Raw genomic sequence first — 16,851 nt, 5'->3', positions numbered from 1 at the left:
TTCTGTCCATGGATTGTGAACAACGGGCCAGAGTTCCCTCAGTGGATTCCTGTGGCGTGATCATGGAAAAGCGAGCCACTCAGAGCGTGTTGACGATCTCAGCGCGAGGCTTGCAGGATGCGGATCGGGATGGGCTGCCGCGCCTGCAAGGCCGTGTGGAGATCGTCCACACGCTCTCAGAACCCGTCACGCACCCGCCCGCGCTGCGCCTTCACGCCCGAGCGCTGCGTCTTGCTCTGCAGCCTGCGCTGCTGCGAGCCCCAGGTCGGCTTGGTCGCGCGGCGGGCGCGGCGCACGACGGCCACGCCGTCGATGATTTCCTGCAGACGCTGCAGGCCGTCGAGGCGGTTGGCTTCCTGCGTGCGGTGCTGCTGGGCCTTGATGACGATGACGCCATCCTGCGTGAGGCGCTGGTCGCTGAGCGCGAGCAGGCGCTGCTTGATCTCGTCGGGCAGCGACGATGCGGACACGTCAAAGCGCAGGTGCACCGCGCTCGATACCTTGTTGACGTTCTGCCCGCCCGCGCCCTGCGCACGGATGAAGCGGAACTCCACTTCGCGTTCGTCGACCTGCGGCGTCATGCCCATCGTGCCCATCCCGTTCATCACGCCCTCTCGCCGTCCTTCAAGGCCGCGAGCAAGGCGTCAAGAAAGGCCTTCGGGCGCTCGAACTGCACCCAGTGTCCGCAATCGGGCACCAGGGCAAAGCCGCGAAAGTCTGGGGCCGTCGCGGCGTAGGCCTGCTCCAGCGCCGTGATCCACTCCTTGTAGAGCGCATCCTGCGCGCCGTAGATGGCGTGCACCGGGCACATCACTTGCGGCAGCGAACGCGCAAGGATGTCGGTGTGCGCGAGGCGGCGACGCTGCATGCGGTCGCGCACCACGTTCGCCACATGCACCTGAAGGGCCTCGCCCTCGATCAGCGAATGGTCCGACAGCATCAGCGCGCCCAGATTGAAACGGTGCACGTCGAGCTGCTTTTCGGGCGGCAGGTGGCGCCAGGCCTTGAGCTCAAACTGCCGCTTGGGCACCACGCCCATCGCGGGCGCACCCACCAGCACCAGCTGGCGCGCAAGCTCGGGATGCGCGGCGAGCAGCATGCCCGCCGTCATCCCGCCGAACGAGAAACCGACCAGATCGCACTGCTGAAGTCCGAACAGCTCGCGCATGCTCTCGCACAGCGGCTCGATGATGGCGTCGGCGTCGCTGCCCACTTCGGGCGCTGCGGAGTCGCCAAAGCCCGGCAGATCGACCGCCCAGACCTGACGGCCCGCGGCAACCAGATCGGCGATGTTGCGGATCCAGTGCATCCAGCTGCCGCTGCCGCCATGGAACAGCACCAGCGGCAGGTCGCCCGCAGCGAGCTCGCCCCAGACATGCCAGACGATGTCGCCATTGGCGCTGGCGGTGCGGTGCACCGTGGCCGACGCCTCAAGCGGACCTGCCGTTGCGGGCAGAGGCAATTGCGCGAGCACTTCCTCCTTCATCGCGCTCACGCCTTCCATCCGGCCATCGCGTCGATCGCAAGGCCATAGCCCGCCACGCCGAAGCCGCACATCACCGCCTTGGCGGCGGCGGAGAGATAGGAATGGTGACGGAAGGCCTCGCGCGCATGCACGTTGCTGATGTGCAGTTCGATCATCGGCACGCCCGTGCCCTTCACCGCATCGAGCAGCGCCACGCTGGTGTGGGTGTAGGCCGCGGCGTTGAGCACCAGGCCACGCAGCTTGCCCTCGGCATGCAGGCGGCCCGCCTCGTGGATCCAGTCGACCAGCTCGCCCTCGTGATTGCTCTGGCGAAACACCAGTTCAAGACCGTGGCGCTGGCAGGCTGCCGCGCAGATCTGCTCGACATCGGCCAGCGTCTGCGATCCGTAGACCGCCGGTTCGCGCGTGCCGAGCAGGTTGAGGTTGGGGCCGTTGAGGACAAAGACGCTTTGGGTCATGGTGTTCTTCTGTTTCCGGAATGGGTTCGCCGCGCCTGCACGTTCGAGTGCATTCACTCTTTCACCGAGCGCGGCCTGTCAGCTGAGATTATCGTTCTCCCACAACGCAAAACGGCCCCGAGGGGCCGTTGGGACGCAAAGCGCCGATTTCAGCTTCGCATGTCAGCGCCGAACATCAGCGCCAGTTGCGATCACGATGATGGTGGTGGCGGTCGCGGTGACCACCCCGATACCCGCCGCCGTAATAAACGGCAGGAGGTGCCACCACGACCGGCGGGGCGTAATAAACCGGTCGCGCAGGACGGTAATACACCGGAGGTGGCGGCGGAACATAGACGGGCTGGGGCGCATAGTAGGCCGGAGGCGGGCCATAGTAATAGGGCTGAGGCGAGGCCACGCCCACCGCGACGCCGGGCAACCCGACACCTACCGACCACGACACGCCACCGTGCGCCTGAGCGGTGCCGGCGGCCGTCAACATTGCCAGAGCGACGCCTGCGCTGGCAACCAGAGCATAAAGAGAGCGACGTTGGATCATGAGATTCTCCTTGGAACAAGGGTGAGAGCGGAAGGATTTCACTGGCGCTCACCGACTTCGGCGTTGGGGTACTGACTCCTTAACGCGCGACATGCCATTCAGGATGTCATGATCTTTGACATTTGTTGTGTCTGAAAGTTGCAGGAACCGCAGCGGTCAGGATGTATCCGTTTGCAATAGCCCTGAAAACCCGCCCGCCGTGTCGTTCAGAAGTTACAAAACCCGACGACTATGTCGTTCAGCCACGACCGCCACCACGCGGGGTGCGCGGGCTCATGGTGCGAAAGCCATCGCCCTCGATCTCGACGATGGCCTGCGGTTGCAGCTTGTTGAAGTCGATCTCGCAGCCTTGACTGCTGGGCGTGAAGACCAGCTTGGCGCCGGGCGCGACGGCAGGCACGGTCTGGTGCAGCGGCCGCGACAGATCCACAGGAGAACGCGTGGAGCGATAGAGCAGCTCATTCTTCGAACTATAAAGTTCATAGCACGCCGCCTGTGCCTGAGACACGGACAAGGCGCAGAGCATGGCCGCTGCGAACAGGCCGCCAGCACGTGAAATCGAAGACGTCGTCATATCGCTCTCCCTTCCAACAAAGCGGCATCGGTGTGCCGTCATGCGCTCCATTATTGCTACTTGGGCCGCAAAAGCCATAGCGGATTTCAACTAAATCGACCCGCTCATATGCCCACATGCAAATGGGTCGAGTTCTTCACCTCCTCCATGACCGCATAGGTCCGCGTCTCGCGCACGCCGGGGAGTTGCCAGAGCACCTCGCCCGCAAAGCGGCGATAGGCCTCCATGTCGGCCTGCCGGGTCTTGAGCAGGTAATCAAAACCGCCAGCGACCATGTGGCACTCCATGATTTCCGAACGTGTCTGCACCGCCGCGTTGAACTGCTCGAACACATGGGGCGTCGTCCGGTCGAGCAGCACCTCGACGAACACCAGCATGCCCGCGCCCAGCAGCAGCGGATTGAGCCGCGCCTCGTAGCCAAGGATGTAGCCGTCCCGCGTGAGCCGCTGCACCCGCGCCAGCACCGCCGTGGGCGACAGCGTCACCTCTTCGGCGAGCTTCAGGTTGGCGATGCGGCCATCTCGCTGGAGGATATTCAATATCTTTCTGTCAATCCTGTCTATTTCCACTACAAAACACCTATTTTGAATTGAATGATTCGCCAATCACAGGCCTATTTCGAACATTAATTCTGTCGCAAAACCGAGATGATCGCCACATACTGAAATTCAGCCACTCATCGCACACCATGAACACTGCCTCCGCTGCCGCACACCCGGCCTTCGCTCCCCGCGCCCAGCAAGACAACGCCCTGCGTCAGGCCATCACCGCCGCCTGCCGCATCGCCGAGCCCGAAGCCATCGCTCCGCTGCTCGCCATGGCGCGCGTGCCTGCCGACCGGCAGGGCGCGGTGCACGACCTCGCGCTGCAGTTGGCGCGCAATCTGCGCGAGCGCAAGTCCGACCAGGGACGCGCGGGCATCGTGCAGGGGCTGCTGCAGGAATTCGCGCTGTCGTCACAGGAAGGCGTGGCGCTGATGTGTCTGGCCGAGGCGCTGCTGCGCATTCCCGACGCGGCCACGCGCGACGCGCTGATCCGCGACAAGATCAGCAACGGCGACTGGGACCGCCATCTGGGCAAGAGCCCCTCGCTGTTCGTGAACGCAGCGACCTGGGGCCTGCTCATCACCGGCAAGCTGGTGGCGACCCACAGCGAAGGCGGACTCAAGGACGCCCTGCGCCGCATCACCGCGCGCGGCGGCGAGCCGCTGATCCGCAAGGGTGTGGACATGGCGATGCGCATGATGGGCGAGCAGTTCGTGACCGGCGAGACCATCGCCGAGGCACTCAAGCACGCCGCGCCGCTCGAGGCCGAGGGCTTTCGCTACTCCTACGACATGCTCGGCGAGGCCGCGCTCACCGCCGACGATGCCGAGCGCTACATGCAGTCCTATGTGGACGCGATCAACGCCATCGGCAAGGCGTCCAACGGTCGCGGCGTGTATGAAGGCCCGGGCATCTCGATCAAGCTCAGCGCGCTGCACCCGCGCTACAGCCGCGCCCAGCACCAGCGCGTGATGGACGAGCTGTACCCGCGCGTGCTCAAGCTCGCCAACCTCGCTCGCCAGCACGACATCGGCCTGAACATCGACGCCGAGGAGGCCGACCGCCTCGAAATCTCGCTCGACCTGCTCGAGCGCCTGTGCCACGAGCCATCGCTGAAAGGCTTCAAGGGCATAGGCTTCGTGATCCAGGCGTACCAGAAGCGCTGCCCCTTCGTCATCGACTTCGTGATCGATCTCGCGCGCCGCACCCATCACCGCCTGATGGTGCGGCTGGTCAAGGGCGCCTACTGGGACAGCGAGATCAAGCGCGCGCAGGTCGACGGCCTCGCCGACTATCCGGTCTACACGCGCAAGTCGCACACCGACGTGTCCTACATCGCCTGCGCGCGCAAGCTGCTCGCCGCGCCCGACGCGATCTATCCGCAGTTCGCCACGCACAACGCGCAGACCCTGGCCACTCTCTACACGCTGGCCGATCCCGCGACCTATGCACCGGGCCAATACGAATTCCAGTGTCTGCACGGCATGGGCGAGCCGCTCTACGAGCAGGTCGTCGGCAGCCAGAAAGGCAAGCTCGGCCGCCCCTGCCGGGTCTACGCGCCCGTCGGCACGCATGAGACGCTGCTCGCCTACCTCGTGCGCCGTCTGCTCGAGAACGGCGCCAACACCTCGTTCGTGAACCGCGTGGCCGACAACAACCTGCCGCTCGAATCGCTGATCGAGAACCCCGTGGACACGGTCGATGCCGACACGAAGAAGGAAGGCCGTGTCGCCCTGCCCCATCCGCGCATTCCGCTGCCGCCCGCGCTCTACGGCGGTGAACGCGTCAACTCCGCCGGTCTCGATCTGGCCAGCGAATCCACGCTCTCGGACATCGACGCCGCGCTGCGCGCCAGCGCCGCCCAGCCTCAGCGTGCCGAGCCGCTGATCGCAGGCCATCGCAGTCAGGGAACGGTCGCCGACGTCACCAATCCCGCCGATCGCCGCGAGCTCGTCGGTCAGGTGCAGGAAGCGACAGAAGCCGATGTGGACGCCGCGCTCACCGCCGCGCAGGCCGCCCAGAGCACGTGGGCGGCAACAGCACCCGCCGAGCGCGCCGCACTGCTGTGCACGACGGCCGATCTGCTCGAGGCAGAACTGCTTCCGCTCGTTGCCCTGACGATGCGCGAAGCTGGCAAGACCGCCGCCAACGCCGTCGCCGAAGTGCGCGAGGCCGTGGACTTTCTGCGCTACTACGCCGCACAGGCCGAGCTGCTGCAAAGCGACGCCGCAAGCTACGCGCCGCTCGGCCCGGTCACCTGCATCAGCCCCTGGAATTTTCCGCTTGCCATCTTCATGGGCCAGGTGTCCGCCGCGCTGGCCGCGGGCAACACCGTGCTCGCCAAGCCTGCGGAACAGACCCCGCTGATCGCCGCGCAGGCCGTGCGCCTGCTGCACCGCGCCGGCGTGCCCGAGGCCGTGATGCAGCTGCTGCCGGGTCGCGGCGAGACCGTGGGCGCCGCGCTGGTCGGAGATGCCCGCGTGATGGGTGTGATGTTCACCGGCTCCACCGAGGTCGCGCGCATTCTGCAGCGCAATCTCGCGAGGCGCTTCGACGCCCACGGCCAACCAATCCCGCTGATCGCCGAGACCGGCGGGCAGAACGCGCTGATCGTCGACTCGTCCGCGCTCGTAGAGCAGGTGGTCGTCGATGTCGTGTCGTCCGCGTTCGACAGCGCGGGCCAGCGCTGCTCCGCGCTGCGCGTGCTCTGCGTGCAGTCCGACGTGGCCGAGCGCGTGAGCACCATGCTGCGCGGCGCGATGCAGGAGCTGCATGTGGGGGACACCACGCGCCTCGCGGTGGACATGGGTCCGGTGATCGACGAAGAGGCGCGCGCCACCATCGAGGCGCACATCGACGCCATGCGCGCCAAGGGCCATGCGATCTTCCAGCCTCCGGTGCCAATGGACGAGATCGCGAACGGCAGCTTCGTGAAGCCGACGCTCATCACCCTGAACAGCATCGCCGATCTGGGCCGCGAAGTGTTCGGTCCGGTGCTGCATCTCGTGCGCTACGAGCGCGAGAACCTCGACCAGCTGCTCGACCAGATCAACGGCACCGGCTACGGCCTCACGCAGGGCCTGCACACGCGCATCGACGAGACGGTGAACAAGGTCATCGAGCGCGCCCAAGCCGGCAATCTCTATGTGAACCGCAACATCGTCGGCGCGGTCGTGGGAGTGCAGCCGTTCGGCGGTGAAGGCCTCTCTGGCACGGGCCCCAAGGCGGGCGGACCGCTCTACATGCTGCGATTGATGACGCGCCACCCCGCGAGCGCCGCACGCACCGCCCTCGCCCGCACGGCCGCCAAGGTGCCGGACCTCAGCGCGCAACGCGCCCTCCAGGCGCCGTTGCAGGCGCTGAGCGACTGGGCCGCGCAGAACCAACGCGAGCGCGTGCGCACCGCCTGCGCAGCCCATGCCGAATCGGCCTGCGCGGGCATGCTCTGTACGCTGCCAAGCCCTACCGGCGAGCGCAACGAATACCGCGTGCTGCCGCGCGAGCAGGTGCTCTGCATCGCGGGCGACGACGATGCTCTGCTCGTGCAGTTGAGCGCCGTGCTCGCCGTCGGATCGCGCGCGCTCTGGCCCAGCAGCGCACAGGCCCTGCATGCGCAGTTGCCCGCCGCCGTGCAGCAGCGCGTCGTGCTCGCCAATGACTGGAGCCGCGACAGCGTGCATTTCGACGCGGTGCTGCACGCGGGCGACGAAGCCTCGCTTCAGCAGCTCTGCGAGCAGATCGCGCAGCGACCCGGTGCGATCATCAGCGTCACCCACGTCAGTGGCGACGATCGCGTGGCGCTTGAACGTCTCGTGCTCGAGCGCGCGCTCAGCGTCAACACGGCGGCAGCGGGCGGCAACGCCAGCCTGATGACGCTGGCCTGAACGCGGAAGAAGCGAAAGAACGAGGAAGAACGCCCAAGGAACCATTTGCAGACCCCATAGTCGATATGCTCGGCGGTTCCTTCCTGACCCGCCATAACGACAAAGCGACTTTCCATGGGGCAAACACTGCAAATCGGACCTCTCACGCTCGCGTGGGCTTTCATCGTTCTTTTCATTGCCTGGTTTGCGAGCACGCATCTGGCCGAGCGGCTCGCGCGCGGACAGGGCTTGAAGATTGAACGCCACGTCTGGCTGATCGCGCTGCTGGGCTTCGTCGCCGCGCGTCTGGCTTTCGTGGTGCAGTACGCATCGGCCTACTCGGCAAGCCCATGGAGCATCATCGACATCCGCGACGGCGGCTGGGAGCCGGTGGCCGGTCTGATCGCCATCGGCGTCTACACGCTCGCGCTCTGGGTGTGGCAGAGCAAGGCGGCCAAGGCCGTGACGTCAGGGGTCGCGCTGTTCTGCGCGATCTGGCTGGGTGGCACGCTCGGCCTGTCGCTGCTCGCGCCGAGCAACGCCACACTGCCCCAATTCACGGGCGTGGCGCTCGATGCGCAACCCGTCTCGCTGCCCGCGCTCAAGGGCAAGCCCGTGGTCATCAACCTCTGGGCCACCTGGTGCCCGCCCTGCCGCCGCGAAATGCCGGTGCTGATGGCCGCACAGAAGGCCCATCCCGACGTGCAGTTCGTCTTCGTCAACCAGGGCGAAAAGCCCGAGGCCGTGCTGCGCTACGTGCAGCAGATCGGCATGGGCCCGGCGAGCGTGGTGCTCGATGGCGAGGAAAGCCTGAGCCGCATGGTGCAGCAGCGCGCGCTGCCCACCACCCTCTTCTTTGACGCTGCGGGCAAGCAGGTGGCGGCGCGCACGGGCGAGCTGTCGGCCGCGACGCTGGCCCAGCATCTCGAGCAGATCACCGGCGGGCGATAGAAAACGGCGCGGCCGCACAGACAATATACTTTTTAATATAATGTCACGCATCGTGAAACCTCAGACAGAACTCCCCACCGCGGCCGCCCCGGAGGCTCCTGCGCTCGACCTGCAGTCGATGCGCAGACACGCCGGTGACGCCGTTGCCATGCTCAAGCTGCTGGGCAATGAAGACCGCCTGCTGCTGCTGTGCCAGATGGCCGAGCGCGAGCGTACCGTGGGTGAGCTGCAGGAGCTCACCGGCATCGGCCAGCCCACGCTCTCGCAGCAGCTTGGCGTGCTGCGCCGCGAAGGCGTGGTGGACACGCGCCGTGAAGGCAAGTTCATCTGGTACCGCCTTGCCGATGGGCGCGCACTCGATCTGATGCAGCACATTCACCGGCTTTTCTGCGCAGAAGGAGCGCAAGCATGACCTCCATTCTCTGGGACTCGTTCCAGCCCGGCCCCGCCCTCGCCGGCGGTGTGCTGATCGGCGTGGCCAGCGCCATGCTCATCGTGCTGATCGGCCGCATCGCGGGCGTCAGCGGCATCCTCGGCACGCTGATGCAGCGCGACGCCTGGGCGCATTACTTCGGCTGGGGCTGGCGGCTGGCGTTCATCGCCGGACTGGTGGCCTCGCCCTTCGCGTGGCAGCTGTTCGCACCGCTGCCCGCCGTGGAGATGCCGAGCAACCCGCGCATCATCGTGCTCGCCGGACTGCTCGTGGGCTTTGGCACGCGACTGGGCTCTGGCTGCACCAGCGGGCATGGCGTCTGCGGGATTTCGCGCCTGTCGAAACGCTCGCTCGCGGCCACCGCCACCTTCATGGTGTTCGGGGCGCTCACCGTGTTCGTGATGCGCCATGTGTTGAACTGAACCGCGCCCCCGCCAACACAGGACACGCACCATGCTCTCGATACTCTCCGCACTCATCGCCGGCCTGATCTTCGGCCTCGGCCTCATCCTCTCCGGCATGGGCAACCCCGCCAAGGTCCAGAATTTTCTGGATTTCTTCGGCACCTGGGACCCCTCGCTCGCCCTCGTGATGGTGGGAGCCATCGCCGTTGGCCTGATCGCCTTCACCTGGGCCAAGCGCCGCAAAACGGCCCTGTTCGGCGAGCCCATGCAACTGCCCACGGCCCGCACGATCGACACGCGGCTGCTGCTCGGCTCCGCGATGTTCGGCATCGGCTGGGGCCTCGCGGGCTTCTGCCCCGGACCGGCGCTGATGAACCTCTTCACGATGCACAAGGAAGTGGTGATCTTCGTGGTCTCGATGGTCGTCGGCATGCTGCTGCAGCAGACATGGGCCCGCAAGTAAGCGCCTGAACACAAGCGCCCGAATCAGACCCAACCGCCCCAACCGACACAGCCCGCCGCTGCGGCGACCAGCACCACCCACACCGGCGACCAGCGCGCAAGCACCAGAAGCCCGAACGCGAGCAGGGCAAGCGCGAAGTCGGCCGGTGAATGAATGGCGCTGGTCCATACCGGGTCGTACAGCGCCGCCAGCAGCACGCCCACCACGGCCGCATTCACCCCGGCCATTGCGCGTTGCACGCCGGGACGCATGCGCAGGCTTTGCCAGAACGGCAGTGCCCCGATCACCAGCAAAAACGCAGGCAGAAAGATCGCGACCAGCATGACGAGTGCGCCTCCCCAGCCTGACCACCACTGCGCCGACGCCGGCATGGCCGCGCCCAGATAGGCCGCGAACGTGAACAGCGGCCCCGGCACGGCCTGCGCGGCACCGTAGCCCGCGAGGAACACGTCGTTGGAAAGATAGGCTGGCACGACCGCCGACTGCAGCAGCGGCAGAACCACATGTCCGCCACCAAACACCAGCGAGCCCGCCTGATAGAACTTCGCCGCCAACGCCAGCAGCGATGGTTGTCCCGACCCGGCCACAGCGAACGACGCCAGCAGCAGCACGACGAACAGCACCAGCAGCACGCCTCCCGCGCGCTTGCCGATGCCATATCCGTCCTCCTGCGCAAGCGCCGCGCCCTGCGGCAACGGCAGCGCGGCTCGACCGATCAACGCACCCAGCCCCATCGCCGCGACCTGCGCCCACACACCCGGCACCAGCAGCACCAGCATGGCGGCGGCCATCGCCACTGCGGCACGCAGCCGATCCGGGCACAGCGACCGGGCCATGCCCATGACCGCCTGCGCCACCACCGCGACAGCCATCACCTTGAGGCCATGGACGACACCCGACTGCGCGAGCGCGAGCCAGTGCGTCACGCCGAATGCAAACAGCGTCAGCGCGATGGCCGACGGCAGCGTGAAACCGAGCCATGCGGCCAGCGCCCCTGGCCAACCCGCACGCCGCATGCCCAGCGCCATGCCCACCTGACTGCTTGCCGGCCCCGGCAGGAACTGGCACAGCGCCACCAGATCGGTATAACTGCGGTCATCCAGCCAACGGCGACGCTCCACGAACTCGGTGCGGAAATAGCCCAGATGCGCCACCGGCCCGCCAAACGAGGTCAGCCCCAGCTTGAGAAATGCGATGAAGACTTCGAGCATGGGCCGTGGGGACTAGCGAAGAATCACCGTGGGTGCATGCCTTCCACGCCCTTGCCGTCGCGCGAGCCGCGCTCGTCACCGAGGCCCAGACGATCAAACAGCCCACCGCCCATGGCCGCATCGCTCGGTGTACGGCCGCTGGTCTGGTCGACCGACTTCATGAAGTACGCGAGGCCCTCGACCGCCGCTGCCGTGTCTTCGCCGCTGTTCACGGTCGCATCGATGTGGCGCTCCGCGCCGGTGTACACCCGCACCCAGCTGCGCGGGCCGTAGGCGAGCTTTTCCACGAAGGTGAGCGGCACGTCGAACGACGTGGTCGGATAGGCCGTCTCCGTCGGCTGCACCGAGGATTTGTTGCGCACGCGCACCACCTCGCTTGAGCCCAGATGGAAATCCGCGCCGGTCACGCCGGTGCCGGTCAGGTCGGGAACGCCGATCGTCAGGCGCGCGATGCCCGAGCGCGCGCTGGTCCAGTCAGCACCGATCACGGGGCACTGATAGCTGCTCTGCAGATTGTGCTGCCCCTGACTGCAGATCGTGCGATGCGGGCGGATGCTCACCAGCTTGGCGCCGGACTCCGACACGCCCTCCTTCACCTGCGCGGCGATGTCATTGGCGCTCGGCTTCTTCTCGCTCTTGCCGCTGCTCGCACAACCCGTGAGCGCCAACACGCCCGCCATGCCCAACGCGCCGAGCGCAACTGCCAGCCTTGGCTTCATATCTGATTCCTCTTTCCTTCGCCGGTGCTGCCACCAGCCGAAACGGGAGCCGCCAACACAACGCGCTCCACAACTTGAATGACGAATGATAGAAGACTCGACAAGCCCAATCCGCCAGTTGGGCTGAATCGGTGCACCATGCAGCCACCCTTACAGACTGCTCGCCACCTTGCCTATTTGCCAGCGTCGCCGTCGAGAATGCAACATTTTGTGTTTCGGCTTTTAGAATCGGGGCCATCCAACAATTTCACACGAGGGAGTGAACCCCACATGGTCAGGTTGACAAGCGCACTCGCGCTGATGGCGATGAGCTGCATTCCGGCGGTGGCGCAGGCGCACTGCTATTCGATCTACAACGGCAAGGACGAGCTGATCTTCCAGAGCACGCAAAGCCCCATCGACCTGCGCCAGCCGCTCGCCGACGCCGTCAAGAAGCGCTTCACCAGCGACTCCCGCATGGTCTTCACCCCCAACTCGGACGACTGCCCCATCGTGGACAAGACGGTTGCACCGGTCGCCATTCCAGAAACAGGCAAGAAGCGCTGAACCGGCTGGCTTCAATCCCCGAGGAAGTTCAGCCCCGTGCGCCGCACGAATTCCGCATAGGGAATCGGCGGCGTCACGCGCGTTCTGGCGGCGTTCTCCTGCCAGTGCACCCAGCTCTTGCCGGTGCCCGGGTCGTAGACCAGCTTGAAGACGGCCTCGGGCACGCGCACATGGTTCGCGCCGATGGTTCTGGTCGACGCGCCGAACACCGGTCCGGTGATCACGAACACATCCCCATCGGCCCGGTGAATGTAGCGCCGCGTGTCCTGCTCGATCTGCCCCCAGGCCCCGCCGTTGTGCTTGGGATCCTGCGGCACCATGTTGGCCAGAGAAAAGCTCTGCGCCTTGCCCTGCTCCGTCGCCATGTCACCCGCAGCCGCCATGTGGCCGCGTGAATAGCCCGAGCGCTTGTAGTCATCGAGCTGCGCCCGGTCCGCAGACGGCAGTCGACCTTCGGGATAGAACTTGTCCTTGCGCTTGATGCGCGCCCCCGCCTCCAGCCCACGCGCGTTCAGGCGCTGCGCCACATAGAGCGGGGTTTTGGTCTCGCCCGAATGCAGCACCGCAAACTCGTTGAAGCACAGCTCGCGCAGACGCGGCGCATCTTTGACGACGGGAGGACGTGAGGGAAAGAACTGCGGGCAATCACGGAACGATTCCGCCGACGCCGAAAAAGAAGACAGCAAAGAGGCCGAAGCAAGCAGGAGCGGCACGGCTCCGAAAACAGAAAAACGCATGGGGTGAGTATGGCATTCAATGCAATCCATCTGATGCATCTCAACATGCCGATTCGGCCCATTTGACGCAGGCGCTTGCCCAGCGACTCGCATCGGGCTGATTGGTCTTGACGTCGTCTTGACGCCAGCCCCCACAGATCGAAGCCGCGCTTGACGCACGCCTTTCTACATTGAGGCCTTCTCAACACGCAGCTTGCCAAGGCCAAGCCAGCACCTCATGACGAAACCCGTCGCCATCCTGCAGCACGAAACCAATCAGGGCCCCGGCGTGCTGCTCGATCATCTGCAGCACCAGGACATCCCCTACCAGATCATCTGCCCGCCCGCAGACGGCACCGCGCCGCACGACGCCCGCGCCTATCGCGGCATCATCATCCTCGGCAGCAATCACGGGGTGAACGAGCAGCTGGCGTGGATGCAAAGCGAACGCGCCCTGCTGCAATCCGCCATCGCGAGCGACATACCCGTGCTCGGCCACTGCTTCGGCGCACAGATGCTCGCCCACGCCATGGGCGCCAAAGTCTCGCGCAACGCCTGCCCCAACATCGGCTGGAGCCAGATCTGGGTCACCCCCGACGCCCAGCACGACCTACAGATCCCCGCCCACACGATGATGTTCAACTGGCACTACGACACCTTCGAAATCCCACGCGGCGCCACCCGCACCATGTACGGCACCTACTGCCTCAACAAGGGATTCCGCCACGGAAGAAACTGGGCCTTTCAAGGCCACTTTGAAGTGACCGCCCAAAGCCTCGAAGCCTGGTGCAAAGAAGGCCGTCACGAACTGCTGTGCGCCAGCGGTCCCTCCTGCCAATGCGAAAAACAGATCCTCGAGCACCTGCCCGCGCGCATCAACGCCTTGCACGCCGTGGCACGCAGAGTCTACGGCGCCTGGACACGCCAACTGGACCGCACCACGTCATCCATCACCACCCTGCCCCGCCGCCGCACCGAAGCCTGCGACTGGGTGCTCAACTGACGAGCCGACCAGCCAACCAGCCAACGAACTAACGCCTGGCGGCCGCACGATCCTTGGCGCTCGCATAGTTGGCCTTGGCGCGCTGGTTGCACACCGAGCGCGCCTCGCCCACCAGATCATCACATTTCTCCCGCGCCACCGAATTGGCGGCCTTGGCCTTGGCGATGTCCACCTTGTAGGCGCTCTTGGCACTCGGGTTGGCCCGCGCATTGAGCTGCGCCTTCGCCACCGCCACCCGCCCCTTCGCCCGCTGCTTGCACACATCCCGCTCATTCCCCACCAAAGTCCGGCAATGCAGGATCGCGAACTTGTACTCATTGGCGATGCGATGCTTCTCCGCGCTGTGCTCGGCCTTGGTCATGGCGAGACTGGTGGTGGCGAGGGTGGATAGGAACAGTGCGTGAAGCATCTTGAACTTCAAGATCATGAGTAGTCTCCTCAATCATCAAGGTCAGAAAAAAGCAAATTGCAGTTCGGGTCAGGTGACATCCATAGTAAACCGCTCTTGCTCTCCTCAAACGCCCCCGAAAAGCCAGCTCAGAAGGCGAATACGGCAGAACGTGTCGCATCGAACTGATGCGACACCATGCTTCATGGAAATTTCAAAAAATTACCTATAAAATTATTCGCAATCAGTAATTTAAGCAATCGTTGAAAATTCGGAAGCAAGAACAGAAGAAAGAAATGGGAGACGGTACCAGTCATCGGGCCCTCGACGAAAAAAGTCTGCCCCCTCTTCTTGGCGAGCGCCTAGATGATCGAATCAAAAGTGCTTCACACAGTCTGAATCCTTTTTTTCGAATGGCCATAGTAGCCGGCGTGGTCGATGCCGTTAAGTTGCATATCGCTCGCGGTGACAATGTCAATGCAAGCGACAATTTCGGACTGACTCCGCTCATGTTGGCTGCTCGCGCCGACAAGCCTTCAATCTGTGCCCTTCTTTTGGCAGCCGGAGCCGATCCGACTCTTGTTGATCGTTCAGGCAGAACAGCACGCTCCTATATCTCTACGAAAAGTTCGGCGATCCAGCAGTTGCTAACTTCATCGTGTTTCGACGACTCTGTGGAAAACCCCTTGTCACCGGAACATGAAGGTGCGATTGGATCGCCCCCAAAATCCGGCTCAGAAGCATCATTCGTAGATGCAGGTCTGGGAACGGAATTGGACGAGATGAAATGGGAACCCGACGACACGCCAAGTGAAGTCCAACCTGATCCAACGCTCACAATCGTCGCGGGAAGAATACAACACGCGATATCCACACATGCTCCAGTAGAGACAGGAGAGCATTGGCTTGAGGGGCCAACGTCACTACCCGACTCCCCAGCCCCCAAGACAACGGCAGACCAAGTTGATCTTCGTGATCTGCTCAAAACGGCCATCCGATCTGGATTCGCCAAGAATGAACAACTGATAGCTCTATCCCGTCGGATCAAGTGTTCTGATGCGGACTTTGCGCTGTCCGTTTTGAAATCCGCCATGGCAGAGCTACAGGTGGAAGTACTCGATTCGAATCCAATCGGAAATGCATTGACAAATTCCATTGAGCATTCAGAAGCATCGGAACTCTGCCGAGAAACGGTTGACGAATCCGAGCAACTCAACGAAGCATGCTATTGGGTCGAATCAACAATTTCGGGTCGCTGGACACCTTCTCTCATGTTTCTCAAGGAGGCTCAAGCTTTTCGGCTGCTGACCGCAGAACAGGAAATCCAGCTAGGGCAATCCATGGAAGCCGCGATTCAGACCTCCCTCGAAGCACTGGCTGAATGGCATCGAGGAATTTCCACGACCATTGATTTTGGCAGGCTGGTCCTTTCCGGCGCGCGTCCACTTTCGAGTGTCTCTCAGGATTCTGAAAACGATCCCCCCGACAGCTACGAAAAAAATACTGACGACAATGCTGACAGCTCCGACATGCGTGACCACAATGAGGATTTCGATGGACTAGGCCCCTGCGAACAACGATATCCTCGATTCGAGTCTGCGCTGGAGAGGTTGGCCACCACTGCTGACGAGATTTCGAGTCGAGACGGCGCGCGGCTAGCGGCCGTCGAACAATTGTCGCTGACCCGCACATTTCTGCTTGAATTGCACGCTGCGCATCAGAACGATCCTTCCAACGAGTATGCAGTTTTCGACACTGCAATCAGAAGCTACCTGCAGGCACGCGATCATCTCGTTTCGGCCAACCTCAGACTGGCACAACACCTGTCGAGAAAATTCATTCATTCGGGCGAACCCATCGACGACCTCACGCAAGCTGGAAATTTGGGGCTCCTCAAGGCCGCAGACAAGTACGACTGGCGCAAAGGATTCAAATTCTCCACTTACGCAAGCTGGTGGATTCGCCAGAGTGTTTCACGTCACATTGCAGACAGCGGCCGTACCATTCGAATCCCAGTCCACATACACGAAAAGCTCAGACTCTATTCACGCGAACGTCTATCGTTCGAATTGCAGACAGGTCGCGCTCCTACCCGCGCGGAATTGGCCCTGCGACTCAAGTCAACACCCAAATTGATCGATTTGCTGCAGTCGCTCACATGGGAGATGCACTCCATTGAGGATGTTCCACTGGATAACGTCGACGTCCTGCGCCTAGAAGAATCCGACTTGGAACACCCCGAAGGGCGGCTCGCGGCAAATCAATTGAAAAGCATTGTTGACGAGATGCTCGCAAGTCACAAACGAATGCACGCGAATGTCGTCCGTCTGCGCTACGGAATTGGAGTGCCCAGCAATTTCACGCTTGAGGAGATCGGAAGCCGCCATGAAGTGACGCGAGAGCGCATCAGACAAATCGAGCAGAAAGTCATGAGTACTTTTCGCCGAAAGGTGGCATTGCAAGCGCTGAGCAGGAAGCTGTACGGCCGCCCCCTCAGGGGTCTCGCTCATTCTGACCCAGAATTTACTGAACCGGCAAATTGAGTCTTGAAAG

Annotated in this window: 18 protein-coding genes; 8 read left to right on the top strand and 10 right to left on the bottom strand. The window is 63.7% G+C overall.

Annotated elements, in window-relative coordinates:
• Positions 1–176: 176 nt before the first annotated feature.
• The 6 genes from arfB to ISG32_RS15675 form a co-directional block, all read right to left on the bottom strand.
• Positions 177–605, bottom strand: coding sequence for an alternative ribosome rescue aminoacyl-tRNA hydrolase ArfB (gene arfB, locus ISG32_RS15700; protein WP_407645070.1), 429 nt, complete (start codon positions 603–605; stop codon positions 177–179).
• Complete coding sequence (locus tag ISG32_RS15695; protein ID WP_194772239.1) at positions 605–1,486, bottom strand: alpha/beta fold hydrolase; 882 nt, start codon at positions 1,484–1,486, stop codon at positions 605–607. Before ISG32_RS15695 ends, arfB begins: the two co-directional genes overlap by 1 nt.
• 5 nt (positions 1,487–1,491) lie before the next feature.
• A complete protein-coding gene (gene aroQ, locus ISG32_RS15690; protein ID WP_194771975.1) occupies positions 1,492–1,944 on the bottom strand; it encodes a type II 3-dehydroquinate dehydratase in 453 nt (150 codons plus the stop codon).
• Between the two features lie 175 nt (positions 1,945–2,119).
• Positions 2,120–2,482: a hypothetical protein gene (locus ISG32_RS15685; RefSeq protein ID WP_194771974.1), complete on the bottom strand. Its 363-nt coding sequence runs from the start codon at positions 2,480–2,482 to the stop codon at positions 2,120–2,122.
• Between the two features lie 238 nt (positions 2,483–2,720).
• Complete coding sequence (locus tag ISG32_RS15680) at positions 2,721–3,056, bottom strand: hypothetical protein (RefSeq protein ID WP_194771973.1); 336 nt, start codon at positions 3,054–3,056, stop codon at positions 2,721–2,723.
• 104 nt (positions 3,057–3,160) lie between these two features.
• Positions 3,161–3,625, bottom strand: a complete 465-nt coding sequence (locus ISG32_RS15675) for an Lrp/AsnC ligand binding domain-containing protein (RefSeq protein WP_194771972.1) — start codon at positions 3,623–3,625, stop codon at positions 3,161–3,163.
• A gap of 119 nt (positions 3,626–3,744) precedes the next feature.
• On the opposite strand from ISG32_RS15675, the gene putA reads away from it, so the two are divergent.
• The 5 genes from putA to ISG32_RS15650 all read left to right on the top strand — a co-directional run bounded on the left by putA (position 3,745) and on the right by ISG32_RS15650 (position 9,715).
• Positions 3,745–7,485 carry a trifunctional transcriptional regulator/proline dehydrogenase/L-glutamate gamma-semialdehyde dehydrogenase gene (gene putA / locus ISG32_RS15670; protein WP_194771971.1) on the top strand — a complete coding sequence of 1,247 codons (3,741 nt, stop codon included), beginning with the start codon at positions 3,745–3,747 and terminating at the stop codon, positions 7,483–7,485.
• Between the two features lie 114 nt (positions 7,486–7,599).
• Entirely contained in the window at positions 7,600–8,415 is an 816-nt protein-coding gene (locus tag ISG32_RS15665; RefSeq protein ID WP_194771970.1) for a TlpA disulfide reductase family protein, read from the top strand.
• A gap of 40 nt (positions 8,416–8,455) precedes the next feature.
• Positions 8,456–8,827, top strand: coding sequence for a metalloregulator ArsR/SmtB family transcription factor (locus ISG32_RS15660; RefSeq protein ID WP_194771969.1), 372 nt, complete (start codon positions 8,456–8,458; stop codon positions 8,825–8,827).
• Positions 8,824–9,270, top strand: coding sequence for a YeeE/YedE family protein (locus ISG32_RS15655; protein WP_194771968.1), 447 nt, complete (start codon positions 8,824–8,826; stop codon positions 9,268–9,270). Before ISG32_RS15660 ends, ISG32_RS15655 begins: the two co-directional genes overlap by 4 nt.
• Before the next feature lie 31 nt (positions 9,271–9,301).
• Entirely contained in the window at positions 9,302–9,715 is a 414-nt protein-coding gene (locus tag ISG32_RS15650) for a YeeE/YedE family protein (RefSeq protein ID WP_194771967.1), read from the top strand.
• A gap of 23 nt (positions 9,716–9,738) precedes the next feature.
• Here the strand turns inward: ISG32_RS15650 and chrA are convergent, their stop codons facing one another.
• A complete protein-coding gene (gene chrA, locus ISG32_RS15645; protein WP_194771966.1) occupies positions 9,739–10,926 on the bottom strand; it encodes a chromate efflux transporter in 1,188 nt (395 codons plus the stop codon).
• A gap of 23 nt (positions 10,927–10,949) precedes the next feature.
• The gene (locus tag ISG32_RS15640) at positions 10,950–11,645 is read right to left on the bottom strand and encodes a hypothetical protein (protein ID WP_194771965.1); all 696 of its coding nucleotides are present in this window, start codon (positions 11,643–11,645) and stop codon (positions 10,950–10,952) included.
• A gap of 270 nt (positions 11,646–11,915) precedes the next feature.
• Between ISG32_RS15640 and ISG32_RS15635 the strand changes: the two genes are divergently transcribed.
• Entirely contained in the window at positions 11,916–12,191 is a 276-nt protein-coding gene (locus ISG32_RS15635; RefSeq protein ID WP_194771964.1) for a hypothetical protein, read from the top strand.
• An 11-nt stretch (positions 12,192–12,202) separates the two neighbouring features.
• On the opposite strand, the gene ISG32_RS15630 is transcribed toward ISG32_RS15635, so the two are convergent.
• Positions 12,203–12,928, bottom strand: coding sequence for a DNA/RNA non-specific endonuclease (locus ISG32_RS15630; RefSeq protein WP_228529857.1), 726 nt, complete (start codon positions 12,926–12,928; stop codon positions 12,203–12,205).
• A 217-nt stretch (positions 12,929–13,145) separates the two neighbouring features.
• Here ISG32_RS15630 and ISG32_RS15625 point away from each other — a divergent pair, with 217 nt between their 5' ends.
• Positions 13,146–13,910 (top strand): type 1 glutamine amidotransferase, encoded by a 765-nt coding sequence (locus ISG32_RS15625; RefSeq protein ID WP_194771962.1) that lies wholly within the window; start codon positions 13,146–13,148, stop codon positions 13,908–13,910.
• Between the two features lie 28 nt (positions 13,911–13,938).
• Here ISG32_RS15625 and ISG32_RS15620 read toward each other — a convergent pair whose 3' ends face one another.
• The gene (locus ISG32_RS15620) at positions 13,939–14,337 is read right to left on the bottom strand and encodes a hypothetical protein (protein WP_194771961.1); all 399 of its coding nucleotides are present in this window, start codon (positions 14,335–14,337) and stop codon (positions 13,939–13,941) included.
• Between the two features lie 257 nt (positions 14,338–14,594).
• Here ISG32_RS15620 and ISG32_RS15615 point away from each other — a divergent pair, with 257 nt between their 5' ends.
• The gene (locus ISG32_RS15615) at positions 14,595–16,841 is read left to right on the top strand and encodes a sigma-70 family RNA polymerase sigma factor (protein WP_194771960.1); all 2,247 of its coding nucleotides are present in this window, start codon (positions 14,595–14,597) and stop codon (positions 16,839–16,841) included.
• Positions 16,842–16,851 lie beyond the last annotated feature (10 nt).

It is taken from the genome of Diaphorobacter caeni (assembly GCF_015354245.1).
Classification (GTDB): domain Bacteria; phylum Pseudomonadota; class Gammaproteobacteria; order Burkholderiales; family Burkholderiaceae_C; genus Diaphorobacter_A; species Diaphorobacter_A caeni.
Note: the sequence above shows the minus strand (reverse complement) of the source record. Positions and strands in the feature narration are given on the sequence as shown.

Bases quoted from the DNA above. Each gene is read 5' to 3' on its own strand.
- arfB (WP_407645070.1), bottom strand. From the start codon at position 605: ATGAACGGGATGGGCACGATGGGCATGACGCCGCAGGTCGACGAACGC.
- ISG32_RS15695 (WP_194772239.1), bottom strand. From the start codon at position 1,486: ATGAAGGAGGAAGTGCTCGCGCAATTGCCTCTGCCCGCAACGGCAGGT.
- aroQ (WP_194771975.1), bottom strand. From the start codon at position 1,944: ATGACCCAAAGCGTCTTTGTCCTCAACGGCCCCAACCTCAACCTGCTC.
- ISG32_RS15685 (WP_194771974.1), bottom strand. From the start codon at position 2,482: ATGATCCAACGTCGCTCTCTTTATGCTCTGGTTGCCAGCGCAGGCGTC.
- ISG32_RS15680 (WP_194771973.1), bottom strand. From the start codon at position 3,056: ATGACGACGTCTTCGATTTCACGTGCTGGCGGCCTGTTCGCAGCGGCC.
- putA (WP_194771971.1), top strand. From the start codon at position 3,745: ATGAACACTGCCTCCGCTGCCGCACACCCGGCCTTCGCTCCCCGCGCC.
- ISG32_RS15665 (WP_194771970.1), top strand. From the start codon at position 7,600: ATGGGGCAAACACTGCAAATCGGACCTCTCACGCTCGCGTGGGCTTTC.
- ISG32_RS15660 (WP_194771969.1), top strand. From the start codon at position 8,456: ATGTCACGCATCGTGAAACCTCAGACAGAACTCCCCACCGCGGCCGCC.
- ISG32_RS15655 (WP_194771968.1), top strand. From the start codon at position 8,824: ATGACCTCCATTCTCTGGGACTCGTTCCAGCCCGGCCCCGCCCTCGCC.
- ISG32_RS15650 (WP_194771967.1), top strand. From the start codon at position 9,302: ATGCTCTCGATACTCTCCGCACTCATCGCCGGCCTGATCTTCGGCCTC.
- chrA (WP_194771966.1), bottom strand. From the start codon at position 10,926: ATGCTCGAAGTCTTCATCGCATTTCTCAAGCTGGGGCTGACCTCGTTT.
- ISG32_RS15640 (WP_194771965.1), bottom strand. From the start codon at position 11,645: ATGAAGCCAAGGCTGGCAGTTGCGCTCGGCGCGTTGGGCATGGCGGGC.
- ISG32_RS15635 (WP_194771964.1), top strand. From the start codon at position 11,916: ATGGTCAGGTTGACAAGCGCACTCGCGCTGATGGCGATGAGCTGCATT.
- ISG32_RS15630 (WP_228529857.1), bottom strand. From the start codon at position 12,928: ATGCGTTTTTCTGTTTTCGGAGCCGTGCCGCTCCTGCTTGCTTCGGCC.
- ISG32_RS15625 (WP_194771962.1), top strand. From the start codon at position 13,146: ATGACGAAACCCGTCGCCATCCTGCAGCACGAAACCAATCAGGGCCCC.
- ISG32_RS15620 (WP_194771961.1), bottom strand. From the start codon at position 14,337: ATGATCTTGAAGTTCAAGATGCTTCACGCACTGTTCCTATCCACCCTC.
- ISG32_RS15615 (WP_194771960.1), top strand. From the start codon at position 14,595: ATGGGAGACGGTACCAGTCATCGGGCCCTCGACGAAAAAAGTCTGCCC.